Annotated in this window: 15 protein-coding genes and 1 other RNA gene; 8 read left to right on the top strand and 8 right to left on the bottom strand. The window is 60.3% G+C overall.

Annotated features, from left to right (window positions below):
* The first annotated feature begins 280 nt into the window (after positions 1-280).
* The 5 genes from AFK65_RS05195 (at position 281) to AFK65_RS05175 (ending at position 5,303) form a co-directional block, all read left to right on the top strand.
* Complete coding sequence (locus AFK65_RS05195; protein WP_038857805.1) at positions 281-1,318, top strand: isopenicillin N synthase family dioxygenase; 1,038 nt, start codon at positions 281-283, stop codon at positions 1,316-1,318.
* Positions 1,319-1,339: 21 nt separating this feature from the next.
* Positions 1,340-2,143 (top strand): MetQ/NlpA family ABC transporter substrate-binding protein, encoded by an 804-nt coding sequence (locus tag AFK65_RS05190; protein WP_038857806.1) that lies wholly within the window; start codon positions 1,340-1,342, stop codon positions 2,141-2,143.
* Positions 2,140-2,931: a methionine ABC transporter ATP-binding protein gene (locus AFK65_RS05185; RefSeq protein ID WP_081639392.1), complete on the top strand. Its 792-nt coding sequence runs from the start codon at positions 2,140-2,142 to the stop codon at positions 2,929-2,931. Before AFK65_RS05190 ends, AFK65_RS05185 begins: the two co-directional genes overlap by 4 nt.
* The gene (locus tag AFK65_RS05180) at positions 2,928-3,587 is read left to right on the top strand and encodes a methionine ABC transporter permease (RefSeq protein WP_032804334.1); all 660 of its coding nucleotides are present in this window, start codon (positions 2,928-2,930) and stop codon (positions 3,585-3,587) included. The genes AFK65_RS05185 and AFK65_RS05180 overlap by 4 nt, the downstream gene beginning before the upstream one ends.
* Positions 3,588-3,746: 159 nt before the next feature.
* Entirely contained in the window at positions 3,747-5,303 is a 1,557-nt protein-coding gene (locus tag AFK65_RS05175; protein WP_038857807.1) for an EAL domain-containing protein, read from the top strand.
* On the opposite strand, the gene AFK65_RS05170 is transcribed toward AFK65_RS05175, so the two are convergent.
* Both AFK65_RS05170 and yczE read right to left on the bottom strand, forming a co-directional pair.
* Positions 5,296-6,123, bottom strand: a complete 828-nt coding sequence (locus tag AFK65_RS05170) for a GNAT family N-acetyltransferase (protein WP_038857808.1) — start codon at positions 6,121-6,123, stop codon at positions 5,296-5,298. The genes AFK65_RS05175 and AFK65_RS05170 overlap by 8 nt on opposite strands.
* Before the next feature lie 56 nt (positions 6,124-6,179).
* Positions 6,180-6,797, bottom strand: a complete 618-nt coding sequence (yczE, locus tag AFK65_RS21515) for a membrane protein YczE (RefSeq protein ID WP_038857809.1) — start codon at positions 6,795-6,797, stop codon at positions 6,180-6,182.
* An 86-nt stretch (positions 6,798-6,883) separates the two neighbouring features.
* Between yczE and yczR the strand changes: the two genes are divergently transcribed.
* Complete coding sequence (gene yczR / locus AFK65_RS05160; protein ID WP_038857812.1) at positions 6,884-8,305, top strand: MocR-like transcription factor YczR; 1,422 nt, start codon at positions 6,884-6,886, stop codon at positions 8,303-8,305.
* Between the two features lie 197 nt (positions 8,306-8,502).
* Here yczR and AFK65_RS05155 read toward each other — a convergent pair whose 3' ends face one another.
* The 4 genes from AFK65_RS05155 to AFK65_RS05145 form a co-directional block, all read right to left on the bottom strand.
* A complete protein-coding gene (locus AFK65_RS05155; protein ID WP_007706084.1) occupies positions 8,503-8,724 on the bottom strand; it encodes a hypothetical protein in 222 nt (73 codons plus the stop codon).
* Positions 8,721-8,972: a hypothetical protein gene (locus tag AFK65_RS05150; protein ID WP_007706081.1), complete on the bottom strand. Its 252-nt coding sequence runs from the start codon at positions 8,970-8,972 to the stop codon at positions 8,721-8,723. The genes AFK65_RS05155 and AFK65_RS05150 overlap by 4 nt, the downstream gene beginning before the upstream one ends.
* A gap of 302 nt (positions 8,973-9,274) precedes the next feature.
* Positions 9,275-9,371: signal recognition particle sRNA small type (gene ffs / locus AFK65_RS20715), an RNA gene on the bottom strand.
* A gap of 290 nt (positions 9,372-9,661) precedes the next feature.
* Entirely contained in the window at positions 9,662-10,144 is a 483-nt protein-coding gene (locus tag AFK65_RS05145; protein WP_226993375.1) for a CRISPR-associated endonuclease Cas3'', read from the bottom strand.
* A gap of 205 nt (positions 10,145-10,349) precedes the next feature.
* On the opposite strand from AFK65_RS05145, the gene AFK65_RS05140 reads away from it, so the two are divergent.
* Complete coding sequence (locus tag AFK65_RS05140) at positions 10,350-10,661, top strand: MGMT family protein (protein ID WP_007706073.1); 312 nt, start codon at positions 10,350-10,352, stop codon at positions 10,659-10,661.
* 30 nt (positions 10,662-10,691) lie between these two features.
* Here AFK65_RS05140 and AFK65_RS05135 read toward each other — a convergent pair whose 3' ends face one another.
* Positions 10,692-11,264, bottom strand: coding sequence for a YbaY family lipoprotein (locus AFK65_RS05135; RefSeq protein WP_007706072.1), 573 nt, complete (start codon positions 11,262-11,264; stop codon positions 10,692-10,694).
* Positions 11,265-11,487: 223 nt separating this feature from the next.
* Between AFK65_RS05135 and tesB the strand changes: the two genes are divergently transcribed.
* On the top strand, positions 11,488-12,348 hold the full coding sequence (gene tesB, locus AFK65_RS05130) for an acyl-CoA thioesterase II (protein ID WP_007706071.1): 861 nt from the start codon (positions 11,488-11,490) through the stop codon (positions 12,346-12,348).
* Positions 12,349-12,654: 306 nt separating this feature from the next.
* On the opposite strand, the gene amtB is transcribed toward tesB, so the two are convergent.
* Positions 12,655-13,941 carry an ammonium transporter AmtB gene (gene amtB, locus AFK65_RS05125; RefSeq protein ID WP_007706069.1) on the bottom strand — a complete coding sequence of 429 codons (1,287 nt, stop codon included), beginning with the start codon at positions 13,939-13,941 and terminating at the stop codon, positions 12,655-12,657.
* Positions 13,942-13,971 lie beyond the last annotated feature (30 nt).

Below are 13,971 nucleotides of genomic sequence, written 5' to 3'. Positions count from 1 at the left end.
ACATGTTAAAAAATTAACAAAAAATTAACTCATTGACGGATAAAACAAATCCCCTTCTGGCGGAAACATTTTGAAATAATTACTTATGCGCCAGCCAGAAATCCTTTTTACCCCATGCGGTTATAAATCAGAAAAGAACAATATTGGGCGTCCGGGCGTCTTTCGGGCAGTGTGGCGGTATGGCAATAAATGAAGGAGATCCCCATGCGCCAGTGCTGTTGTTGTGCCGGTCTGTTTGCAGATTACCGACTGTGATTTTTCTTTGCTAACGGAGCGTTCCATGAGCACAACATTATCCTCAACTCTGCCAATTCTCGATCTTGCGAGACTTAACGCCGGCCCGGCGGATCGCGCCGCGTTTCTCGATCATCTGCGCTACGCCGCCCGCGACATCGGCTTTTTCTACGTCGTGAATCACGGCGTCGACACCCGCCTGCTGGAAGACGTGCAGCGCGAGGCGCGCCAGTTCTTCGCCCTGCCGGAAGAAGAAAAAGCGAAGGTGGCGATGATCCACTCCCCGCATTTCCGCGGCTATAACCGCGCGGCGGCGGAACTGACGCGCGGCAAACCGGACTGGCGCGAGCAGTTTGATATCGGCGCCGAGCGCCCGGCGCTGACGCTTTCCGCGACGGCGCCATCGTGGCGCAGGTTACAGGGGCCGAACCTCTGGCCCGCCGCGCAGCCGTCGCTCAGGCCAACGCTGCTGCGTTTTCAGCGCGATATGGCGCAGATGGCGCTGCGACTGCTGCGCGCGTTCGCAGAAGCCCTGCAACTCTCGCCAGACGCCTTCGACACGCTCTATGGCGAGCAGCCTAACGAGCATATCAAGCTCATTCGCTATCCGGGCCAGCAGAACACCGGCAGTACTCAGGGCGTGGGCGCGCATAAGGATTCCGGTTTCTTAAGCTTCCTGTTGCAGGACCAGCAAAAAGGGTTACAGGTGGAAGTGGCGCCCGACGAGTGGATTGACGCCGCCCCGCTGCCGGACAGCTTTGTGGTGAACATCGGCGAACTGCTGGAGCTCGCCACTAACGGCTATCTGCGCGCCACGGTGCACCGCGTCGTGTCGCCGCCCGCGGACAAAGAACGCCTCTCCATCGCCTTTTTCCTCGGCGCGCGGCTTGACGGCGTGGTGCCGGTTTACCCGTTGCCGCCGGAATTAGCGCGTGAGGCGCACGGCCCGCAAAGCGATCCGCGCAATCCGCTGTTGCGCGATGTCGGCTGGAACTATTTAAAAGGCCGCCTGCGCTCGCACCCTGATGTCGCCGAACGTTACTACCGCGACGTGCTGCGCGAAAGCCACGAACTGATCGCCTGATCCCTTACTAAGGAAAGCATAATGAAAAAAGCCACTATGACGCTGGCCGGGCTGGCGCTGCTGATTTCCGCAGGTTTACAGGCCGCCGAGCCGCTGCGTGTCGCCGCCGATCCGGTGCCGCACGCCGAAATTCTTAACTACATTAAAAAGCTCGATCCGAAGCTCGACCTCAACGTCGTGGAGCTCACCAGCGGCGTCAACGCCAACGAACTGCTGGCGAACGGCGATGTGGACGCCAACTATTTCCAGCATCTGCCGTACCTGAAGGATCAGGAAAAGGCGCTTGGTAAAACCTTCACCGTCGCCGCCACGGTGCACGTTGAGCCGCTTGGCATCTATTCCCGGAAATATAAAGATTTCAAAGCCGTGCCGGAGGGAGCTACGGTCGCGGTGCCGAATAACGTCACTAACCTGAGCCGCGCGCTGTTCCTGCTGCAAAACCAGGGACTGATTACGCTGAAGGCGGGCTTTAGCGATCCGGCGAGCAGCCTCGCCACGCCGAAAGATATTCGCGATAACCCGAAAAAGCTGAAGATCCTCGAAATCGAATCGCCGCAGATCCCGCGCTCGCTTGATGATGTGGATCTGGCGGTGATCAACGGCAACTACGCGCTGGAAGCGGGCCTGACGCCCGCCAAAGACGCGCTGGGGCTGGAGCGCGCCGACCATAACCCTTACGCCAACCTGCTGGTGACCACGCCCGCGCTGGCAGGCGATCCGCGCATCAAAGCGCTGGCGAAGGATTTACAGTCGCCGCAGGTCGCAGAATTTATTCGCCAGCATTACAACGGCTCGGTGATCCCGGTCGCGGCGCCGCAGTCATGATAACGCTTGACGGGCTGAGCAAAACTTACGCCGGAGAGGGCCGCCCGGCGCTGGACGACGTCTCGCTCGCCATTCCGCAGGGCGCTGTGTACGGCATTCTGGGACGCAGCGGCGCGGGCAAGAGCACGCTGCTGCGCTGTCTTAACCTGCTGGAGCGGCCGACGGCGGGCCGCATCCTGATGAACGGCGTGGATATTACCCGCCTTGACGACCGCGCGCTGCGCCAGCACCGACAGCGCACCGCGATGGTGTTTCAGCACTTTAACCTGCTCCACGCGCGCACGGTGGCGGACAACGTGGCGGTGCCGCTGGAGATCGCAGGCGTGTCGCGTACGGCGCGGCGCGAACGGGTGGCGGAGCTGCTGGCCCTGGTCGGGCTTGCGGATAAAGCCGACGCGTTTCCCTCGCGTCTCTCCGGCGGGCAGAAACAGCGCGTGGGCATCGCCCGCGCGCTCGCCGCGCGCCCGGAGGTGCTGCTGTGCGACGAGGCCACCAGCGCGCTCGACCCGGAGACCACCGCCTCCATCCTTGCGCTGCTTGCCGATATCAATCGCCAGCTCGGGCTGACTATCGTGCTGATCACGCATGAACTTGAGGTGGTCAAAGCCATCTGCGATCACGCGGCGCTGCTGGAAGACGGAAGACTGGTGGAGAGCGGCAGGCTCGCGGACTTGCTCACCGCGCCCTGGTCGGTGCTGCGCCAGACGCTGGTGCGCGACAACGCCGCCTGGCAGGCGTTTTTACGCCGCCACGGCGTGGAGGAGAGAATATGGTGCGAAGTGGCATGAGCTTTGAGGATCTCTGGCCGTTGCTGGCGCAGGGCACGCTGGAGACGCTCTATATGGTCGGCCTGGCGGCGCTCTTTACGGTGCTTATCGGCCTGCCGGTCGGCGTGGTGCTGTTTATCACCCGTCGCGACGGCGTGCTCCCGCAGCCGCGGCTCAACAGCGTGCTGGGCGGCGTGATTAACGTCGGACGTTCGCTGCCGTTTATCGTGCTGCTGATTGCGTTAATCCCGCTGACGCGCCTTATCATCGGCACGACGCTTGGCAGCACCGCCGCCGTAGTGCCGATTACTATCGGCGCGTTCCCCTTCTTCGCCCGCGTGGTGGAAAACGCGCTGGATGAAGTGGATCGCGGGCGCGCCGAGGCGATTATCTCAATGGGCGGCAACGCCTGGCATGTGATCAGCAAAGCGCTGCTGCCGGAGGCGCTGCCCACGCTGCTGGCTGGCGTGACGCTCACCGTGGTGATGCTGATTGGCTTTTCCTCTATGGCTGGCGTCATCGGCGGCGGCGGGCTTGGCGATCTCGCCATTCGCTACGGCTACCAGCGTTTCAATAATGAAGTCATGGCCGCCACGGTGGTGATTCTGGTGGCGCTGGTGCAGGGCGTGCAAACGCTCGGCGACCGACTGGTGCGGCGGCTCGCGCACCGACGCTGACGATTCAACGTTACGGCGCGGCCTTGACGGCGGCGCCCGACGCTTTTTTTGCCCTAACCCTAAGCAAAATCAATGCGGCGCGCCGTCGCAAAAGCCATTATCCCCCACTACGCTAGAAGTACTTCGGCACTCTTTTCTACATCAGGGCAGGCAGCCATCGTGACCATCGCAAAACTGATCAAAATAGTAACAGGCGTGCTGTTACTCAGCGTTTTGCTGCCTGTCGCGTTCAGTTTCTGGCTCGCCCGCCATCAGGCCGAACAGCATTTTATGATGGAGCTGGACGCCTACACCGAACGGACGCTTATCCACACTAATGACATCATGCAGCAGGCGAAAGCGGCGCTCACCAAAATCAACAGCTTCACCGGAGAGCCGTGCAGCGAGGCGCATCTGCAGGCGATGCGGCGCACCTCGTTTGTGTTTCGCCATGTTCAGGAAGTGGTCTATTTGAATAACAGGGTTCCCGTCTGTTCATCGCTGGTGGGCCGCAGCAGCGGCAATCCGCTACCGCCGCCAACGTGGGTCAACGACGCGAATTACGATGTCTGGTTCAGCACGCAAAATGATGTGGGGTTGTCGATCCCGATGATCATGGTCGGCCACGGGCAGCACGTTGTGCTTATCGATCCCAGTTCGTTTATCGATCTGATCCCGTTCAGCGCCTGGCCGATTAACACCGCCATTATCGGTCTGCCGCGTAACCGGGTGCTGGCCAGCAGCGGCCCGTTTGATAAAACCGTCTGGAAAATGGCGCGTGAAAGCGGCGCCAGAAAAATCGAATACAACGGGAATATCTATCTGATCCACCGCGAGCCGCGCTCCGGCATAGCCGTCGTGGCCTGGGCATCGCAGGCGCCGCAGACGGCGGAGATCCGCAAGCTCCAGCTTATCTGGCTGCCGGCGGGCATTCTTATCAGCGTGGCGGCGGCGTTCTGGCTGCTCCGCCTGCTGAGACGTTTACAGTCGCCGCGTTATCGTCTGCAGGATGGCATCACCAATAACGAACTGGTGATGCACTACCAGCCGATTATCCGCCTGGCGGATGGCCACCCCACCGGCGCGGAGGCGCTTATCCGCTGGCCTCAGCCGGACGGGAGCATGTTAACGCCGGATATCTTTATTCCACTCGCCGAACAGACCGGGCTTATCGGCCCGCTGACGCGCCGCATTGTGTATAACGTGCTGGACGATCTCGGCGACTGGCTGCGCGCGCATCCCCGGCAGCACATCTCTATTAATATTTCGGCCTTTGATCTGCATGAGCCGCAGTTTGTCGATATGTTCACCGACGCTCTTTCAAAACACGGCGTCGCGCCGCACCAGCTGGCGCTGGAAATCACCGAGCGCGGCTTCGCCGACCCGGCGCTAAGCGGCCCGATCATTGCGCGTCTGCGCGCGGCGGGGCACAAAATTTATATTGATGACTTTGGCACTGGCTATTCCAGCCTGAGTTATCTGGAAGATCTGGATGTCGATATCCTGAAAATCGATAAATCGTTTGTCGACGCGCTGGAGTACAAAACCGTCACGCCGCACATTATCGAAATGGCGAAAACGCTGCGGCTTGAGATGGTGGCCGAAGGGGTGGAGAACCAGAGCCAGGCGCAGTGGCTGCGCGAACACGGCGTGCAGTACGCCCAGGGCTGGCTCTACAGCAAAGCGTTGCCCGCGGACATGTTTATCGCCTGGTGCAAACAGCACGGCGTTACGTAAGCGAATGCCGCATCTCATACTGGCGCACCGGCTGGATGCGAAAACCGCTCTGTTCAAAGAGCGGCGCGAGGCGCTGGTCGACCGCCACGGGTGTCGTTAAGCCCGGAAAACGCTCATGCAGCAGTGAAAGTAACTGTCGCGCGCGCCCTTCACGTCGCGCCTGCGGAGCTACCCACAGCGCGCGCAGCTGCGGCTGGGCAAAACCGGTCGCCACGATGGCGAATGCCCGATCGTCCAGCGAAAACCCAACGCCTGGCAGCGCCTGCGCCGTTTCCGGCGCTATCAGCCACGGCAGTTCACCGCGCTGCGCCGTCATACGCTGCGCGACTTCGCAGGGATCGCAGGGCATTAACGCCTGCGTATCCACAAATGCCGCCGGGCTGTGGGCCTGAAAACCGACCAGCGTTTTCTCACAGGTAAACCCTACGCGCTCATAGAGCCTCTGCCCGGCGTCATTGCCGACGATCACCTCAAGCGTCATGCTTTTCTCGCCGCGCTCGTGGGCTTCATCCAGCAGCTGCATCATCAGCGTTTTGCCCACGCCTTGTCCGCGCCAGTCTGGGTGAATGGCGAACGCCGCGAGACGGCTGCGCCAGCCGCGCCGGGCGATGAGCGCCAGCGCGACGACACTCTCGCCCGCAAGCCAGACGCGGCTGGCGTTCAGGCAGACATTCTCCGCGCCGAAGCGGTGAGCGAACGCCGCGCCGTCGAGCTGAAACGGCACCAGATAACCGTCAAAACAGCGGCACAGTATTGAGGCCAGCGCTTCGCTGCTCCAGTGCAGCGCGGGCCGCGCGTGTAAGGCTGCAGGGTTCGACATGACCATTCCTCATCGGCGAAAACACCCAGCATAACGCAGCGCGGCAAAAAGGCGACCTACCCTTTTTCAGCCGCCGCCACGGCCGGCGCGACAGGCTTTACGCGACGCGCCTGGAACCACGGCAGGCAGAGCTGAATAAGCGGCCCGATGGCGAGCGCGTACACCACCGTGCCGATCCCCAGCGTGCCGCCCATCGCCCAGCCCGCCAGCAGGACGGTCACTTCAATCGCCGTACGCACGCTGCGCACCGACCACCCGGTACGGGCGTTTATGCCGGTCATCAGGCCATCGCGCGGGCCTGCGCCAAACCCCGCGCCGATATACATGCTGGTCGCCAGCGCATTCAGCACCACGGCGGCGGCAAGCAGCCCGCTACGCAGCGCCAGCGAGGACGGCGCAGGCAGCACGGCCAGCGCCGCGTCTGCCGTCAGCCCAATCATAATAACGTTACTGATGGTGCCAAGGCCCGGTTTCTGGCGCAGCGGCACCCATAAAAGCAGCACCAGCGCGCCGACGCCGATAATCACCATGCCGAGATTCAGCGACAGCAGCCGCGCCAGACCGACGTGAAACACATTCCACGGATCGGTGCCAAGATCCGCCCGGACAAACATCGCGGTCGACACGCCATACAGCGAAAGCCCGACATACAACTGCACTAAACGACGCCACATACTTTTTCCCTCATCAGTAATCTGGCTATTACTTTAAGGCCAGTGGACATAAGATTAAGGTCCAGTTTCAACAAAGTGGACTGCTTATGAATCACCGTCGCACCGGCACAGCGTCGCTGCTGCGCCTGCTTGGCCGCTGGCAGCAGGAACATTCCCGCCTGCCGGTTTATCGTCAGCTGGCGCAGGCGCTGCGCCTTCTCATTCTGGACGGACGCCTGCCGCTCGCGAGCCGTCTGCCGGGCGAGCGTGAACTGGCCGCCGCGCTGGGCGTCAGCCGCACGACCGTGGCGAGCGCGCTGGGGCTGCTGCGCGATGAAGGCTTTCTGGTAAGCCGCCACGGCGCAGGCTCCGCGATCGCCCTGCCCGCCAGCGCCTCGGTGCCCACGCTCACCGGCAGCGGCGGCGCGCTCGATCTCTCCACCGCGGCGCTAAGCGCGGGCCCGGAGGTGTTAGCGGCCTGCCAGCGCGCCGTGGCGCAGTTGCCGGACTATCTCGGCCATACCGGCTACGATCCGCAGGGGCTGTTGCGCCTGCGTGAAACCATCGCCGCCCGCTACGGCGCGCGCGGTCTGCCCACCAGCGCCGATCAGGTGATGCTGGTGAATGGCGCGGTGAGCGGCTTCGCGCTTGTGCTGCGGCTGCTGACCGGCCCCGGCGACAGGGTCGTCATCGATAATCCCACCTACCCGCTCGCTATCGCCGCTATTCGCGGGGCGTCGTGCCGCCCGGTGCCGGTGTCGCTGGCAAGCCAGGGCTGGGACCCGGACGGCCTGGCGGCCACCTTTGCCCAGACGTCGCCGCGCCTCGCCTATCTCATCCCCGATTACCACAACCCCACCGGCTACTGTATGGACGCCGCGACCCGCGAACGCGTGGCTGCCGCGGCCGCCGCCAGCCGTACCACGCTGGTTGTGGACGAAACCATGGTGGATCTCTGGTATGAAGACGCCCCGCCGCCGCCGCTGGCCGCGTTCGCGGCGCAGGATGAGGTCATTACGCTCGGTTCAGCGGGGAAAAGCTTCTGGGGCGGGCTGCGGCTCGGCTGGATACGGGCCAGCGCGCGCACTATCGCGTCGCTTATCCAGACGCGCGACACGCTCGATCTCGGCTCGCCGCTGCTGGAACAGCTTGCCGTCGCCACGCTGATTGAGGATTCGCCGCACTTTCTGCCGCCCCGCCGCGCCGCGTTACAGGCGCGACGCGATGCGTGCCTCGACGCCATGCAGCGCTATTTTCCGCAGTGGCGCACGACACTGCCGCAGGGCGGGTTATCATTCTGGGTGGAACTGCCGCGCCCGCTGGCGACGCGTTTCGCGGCGAGTGCTGAAGGGCTCGGCATTCATCTCGGGCCGGGCAACCGGTTCGGCGTGGATGGCGCCTTCGAGCGCTTTCTGCGAATGCCGTTTACGCTTGAGACCGAACGGCTGGAAGAGGCGTTTGGCCGCTTGCAGCCGCTCTGGCATCAGCTTATGGAGACGCGCGCGCCGACGGCCCGTGGGCTGGTGTGACGATTAAGGTGAATCTGACAGGAAAGAAAAAACAGATGACGAGCCTTCCGGCTCGCCATAAAAAGGGTCATCCGTGACTGCACATAATTTGAGATGGTGAGGCGTATCATTTTATTATGCGAAGGATAATGACGGCGCTTTGTAACAGCGCCGTGTCACGCGGATGATATATTAATGACAGGTTCAACAGGGGGAAATTAATGCTGACGGGGAACCGGAAAACCTTTCAGGGAAATGACAAATGCATCGCCCTCTTTTTTTATTTTTGCGCCCGCGTCGCACCAGTCAGACGCAATGCGAAAAAACTCATCGCTGCCGACATCCCAGCACAGACGAACATGTTTGACATACCCTGAGCGTAGCAGCTCACAGGCTTCCCGGTAGGTTGAGGCCGTACCAGATAAAGAGGCGTCTTTCATTTTCTTTTCTTCAGCAGTTTACGTAGCGCTTTGATTTCTTTTACAGAAAGTGGGGATACATCTTCTTCGGTATGCTGGCTGTCGATCTCTTCGCTGTTCACCGCGTCGTCTTCATCAGCCAGCACCAGCGCTTTCTGCAACAGCTTTTCTGTGGCGGCGCTGAGCGTTTCGCTGTTCTGCTCAGCATACTGACGAAGCTTGTCTTTAAGATCGGTATCTATTTTTACGTTAAGCACCGCAGCAGTCATAGAAAATTCCTTTCCTTTCAGATGAGAGCTATTTAATACCTCAATTGATTATTAAGATCCAGCACTAAGCTCTTACTTATAAAAAGACGTTTTAAAAATGAGATATCAGTCCGATGATTATGACAATAAGATGACAAATAAATGACAGTATAATTAATTTTAGAATACAGAATAAAATAAAGCGGGTGGCGGCACGGAAATAAATAGCTATGGGAGTAACGAGAAAACGCAGAAGCGGATGCTCAAAAGCAGCACAATCGAAGAAGGTTATCGTGGCAGAGGGTTGCAGAAATGGGTGGGGGCCCTGCCAGCTACATCCCGGCACACACGTCATCTGCCTTGGCTGCTTCCTTCCGGACCTGACCTGGTAAACAGAGTAGCGTTGCGGGAGAACCAACAGAGCCCCCATTGAGAGCGTCGTTAAACGCGCAGGCGCATTATGTCTGTTGCCCCTGGCGATTGCAACCCAACGCGCGCCGGATGCCGGTTTATTGCGCAACCGGCAACAAGCGCGAGACACGTTTTATGAAGCGGTTAAGCGCAGGCCCGCCAGTTTAATATGTAGGGTGGGTAAGCGAAGCGCACCCGCCAGCCCTGATGATTCTACCCGACCACGGTTTATCCCCGCTCGCGCGGGGAACACAAGACTTACGCGGACGTGTGGCGGGTAGCGTTCGGTTTATCCCCGCTCACGCGGGGAACACGTTTTCACAGGAGACAGGCTTGCCGTGATGGCCAATAACCGCAGGCATCCAGCGGTCCAGCACGCGTTTACGCTCTCGCGCCGACAGCGGGCCTGTCATGCCCTGCGCCACGCAATAGCCAAGATGGTTTTGCCACAGCCACATGCCGGTGACGGTATGATGGTGGCGGCTGTCGCTGACGTCGCGCAAGCCGCACGCCAGCGCGTCGCAGCGGTATTGTTGCTGAAACAGACGCGCAAATTTGCCGATATCATGCCAGCAGAGCAGCCAGGCGAAAAACGTGGCCGTCGTTTCTCGATCGTCTAACCCGAGCGTCGCAAAGAGAGACGCGGCGTTGAAGTGGTTTTCCATTACCATCACGTATCCACATGCGGCTACGTCGAGTGAATGCCATTGCAGCAGGTGGTAATCATCGCCCTGATGATTTTCGCCTTTGCGGGACTTGCCCCAGTACAAATATCCGCTCATAAATCAGCCCGTTGCAAAATTTCACCTATTTTGCGGCGCGCTCCGGAATCATACCGTGATCGCAAGCGTATTTTACTTTCGCCACAATCATATAAATACCTGATAAATATATATTTAATATTGAGAGCGGTAATAAAAGCCACATCGCAGTTGCACCCCTCGGCCGCCCTTTCTTATGCTTAACGCCTGATATCAAGGAGCCCAGATGGACAACCAAGACACCTTTCCACAGCGCGTTTACCAGATTGTCGCCGCCATACCGGAAGGCTGCGTCACAACCTATGGCGAGGTAGCAAGGCTGGCGGGCTCGCCGCGGGCGGCGCGTCAGGTGGGCGGCGTGCTGAAACGCCTGCCGGAAGGCAGCCGGTTGCCGTGGCATCGGGTGGTGAATCGTCGTGGGGAGATTTCACTGACCGGGCCGGATTTACAGCGCCAGCGTCAGGCGTTGCTCGCGGAGGGCGTACAGGTGTCGGGGAAAGGAGAGATCGATCTGGCGCGCTACGGGTGGCGCTACTGAAAAGCGCCTCCGAAGAGGCGCTTGTGCGGCTTAGTACGTCGTCGGGGCCGGAACGGCGGAGGACGGCGTAACCTGCGTCGGCGAGGTCGACGGTACGGTTGTCACCGCCCCGCCGCCAGCCTGTACCGGCACGGCGGTCTGCTGCACTGGCACCAGCGTCAGGTCGATTTTGGTACCGCCCTGGTTCACCGCAGGCTGTACACGGTCGGTGATAAACACCAGCTTATCGTTAACCGTGATCGCAGCGCTCAGCAGAATACGGGCGTTTGGCTGAATATCGGAGGGGTTAAACGGCAGCACGAAGCTGAACGGCGCCTGTTTACCTTCGGTACGCACCACTTTCTGGGCCAGCACTTTCGACGGGGCGTTAGCCTGAGTGGCGTCAGAGAGGGTTACGGTCAGCGCGGCATCCGGCGGCAGGGCCACTTTCTGGCGGATCCATACGGTACCGGAAACGTTCGGCTGTTTAATCACCGGCTTCGTCGCGACGCCGGAGGTATTCGGGTTCGGGGCTGGAACAGCGATATCAGCACTTTTATCCTGCGCGCAACCGGCCAGAGCAACGGCAACGGCTAAACCACTTAACATGTGCACGAGTTTCATGGCGTTCTCCTTATTTTCATTCCACCAGTAAGCGCCAGGCACTCACCAGCGTGAGCTGTTACAACATGTTTGTCGTGCTAAGTGTGGCACATATCACTTATTTTCGCCTGGAAACGGGGCGCTATTAAGATTATTGAACCCCTCTGACCAGTTGTCTTTCTGCGTTATAATCGGGATATATCATTCGCACGGCTGTGCCTATCCCGCTAGTAGAGGACCCTTTATGAGTCAGGCGCTGAGCAATTTACTCGCGTTATTAAATCTGGAAAAAATTGAAGAAGGGCTCTTTCGCGGCCAAAGCGAAGATCTCGGATTACGGCAGGTGTTTGGCGGCCAGGTCGTCGGCCAGGCGCTGTACGCCGCCAAAGCGACGGTGCCGGAAGATCGTCTCGTCCACTCGTTCCACAGCTATTTTCTGCGCCCTGGCGATAGCCAGAAGCCCATCGTTTATGACGTGGAAGTGCTGCGCGACGGCAATAGCTTCAGCGCCCGGCGCGTGGCGGCTATCCAGAACGGTAAGCCGATTTTCTATATGACCGCGTCGTTCCAGGCGCCGGAAAGCGGCTTCGAGCATCAAAAACCCATGCCGCCTGCGCCTGCGCCTGACGGGCTGAAATCGGAAACCGATATCGCCCGCTCGCTGGCGCACCTTTTGCCGCCGCAGGTGAAGGAGAAATTCCTGTGCGATAAGCCGCTGGAGATTCGCCCGGTGGAGTTTCACAACCCGCTGAAAGGCCACACGGCGAAGCCGGAGCGTCAGGTGTGGCTGCGCGCCAACGGGCAGATGCCGGATGAGGTGCGCGTGCATCAGTCGCTGCTCGGTTACGCGTCGGATTTCAATTTCCTGGTGGTGGCGCTGCAACCGCACGGCGTTGGCTTCCTTGAGCCGGGGATGCAGGTGGCGACTATCGATCATTCGATGTGGTTCCACCGCCCGTTCGATATGAACGAGTGGCTGCTTTACAGCGTGGAGAGTACGTCCGCCTCCAGCGCCCGCGGTTTTGTGCGCGGCGAGTTTTATACGCAGGACGGCGTGCTGGTCGCCTCGACCGTGCAGGAAGGCGTGATGAGGAAACGTGGGTAAGCCGTGGGCCAGAACGGCGGGTGCGCTGCGCTTACCCGCCCTACGGTTAACTACGGTAAACGTGGGCGTCTTTTGTAGGGTGGGTAAGCGTCAGCGCACCCACCTTTTTACATTCACACCACCTTACATGGCGGGTGCGTTGCGCTTACCCGCCCTACGGTAAAAGTGAGCGTCTTTGTAGGGTGGGTAAGCGAAGCGCACCCGCCTTTTTACATAAACAACACCCACCAGGCCACACTCCCCCACCGCATAAAACAAAAACCTCCCGCATGCGGGAGGTTTTTTGCTCCGGAGATAACCCAACTATCAGGCGTTATAGGCGTTCTCGCCGTGGCTGTTGACGTCCAGCCCTTCGCGCTCCTGCTCTTCGGAGACGCGCAGACCGACGGTCAGATCTGCCGCTTTGTAGGCGATAAACGCGACCACGGCGGACCAGACGACGGTGATGGCGATACTCTCAAGCTGCACCAGCACCTGATGGCCCATTGTCACGCCTTCGGCGAAACCCACGCCGCCGAGCGACGTAGAGGCAAAAATACCGGTCAGGATGCAGCCCACGATGCCGCAGACGCCATGCACGCCGAATACGTCGCACGGGTCGTCAACGCGCAGCCAGCGTTTCAGCAGAGTAACGCCCCACAAGCCTGCCAGACCCGCCGCGATACCCACGATAAGCGAGCCGCCCACGCCGATGTAGCCGCACGCAGGCGTCACGCCCACCAGACCGGCAATGGCGCCGGAACACGCGCCCAGCAGCGATGGCTTACCGCGCAGCGCCCATTCGCCAAAGACCCAGGCAAGAATGGCCGCCGCCGTCGCGACAACGGTGTTCACAAACGCGAGGCCTGCGATTTCGTTGGCGGCGCTGGCGGAGCCGGCGTTAAAGCCGAACCAGCCAAAGTAGAGGATTGCCGTGCCGGTAAAGACCATCGGCAGGTTATGCGGCTTAAACGCTTCTTTGCCGAAGCCAACGCGTTTGCCAACCAGATACGCGCCGACCAGACCTGCTACCGCCGCGTTAATGTGCACCACGGTGCCGCCCGCGAAATCCAGCGCGCCGTGAGACGCCAGCAGGCCGCCGCCCCAGACCATATGCGCAATCGGCACATAGGAGAAGGTGAGCCATACCGCCACGAAGATCAACACCGCCGAGAAGCGGATGCGTTCCGCCAGCGCGCCCACGATAAGCCCTACGGTGATGCAGGCGAAGGAGCCCTGGAACGCGACGTGAATGTACTGGTAGAAGCTGCCCATCAGGTCGGTAATTTTAATGCCCTTCAGCAGCAGCCAGTCGACGTTGCCAAAGAAGCTGCCGCCGCTGCCGAACGCTAGCGAGTAGCCGTAGACCACCCAGAGTACGCAGACCAGCGCGAACGCGACGGACACCTGCGTCAGCATGGAGAGCACGTTTTTCGCGCGGATAAGACCGCCGTAAAACAGCGCAAGTCCTGGGATCGTCATAAACAGCACCAGCGCGGTGCAGATCATCATAAAGGCGTTATCGGCTTTATCCGCCACCGCGGGCGCCGCCAGGGCAATACCTGGCAAAAGAGCAAGCAGGCCGAGACCCGATTTGAAAGCTGTGTGTTTCATCTTGTGCATTCCTGTAACGGTTGGCCAGAA

It is taken from the genome of Cronobacter universalis NCTC 9529 (assembly GCF_001277175.1).
In the GTDB taxonomy this organism is placed as follows: Bacteria; Pseudomonadota; Gammaproteobacteria; order Enterobacterales; family Enterobacteriaceae; genus Cronobacter; species Cronobacter universalis.
This window is presented reverse-complemented; position numbering and strand designations above follow the sequence as displayed.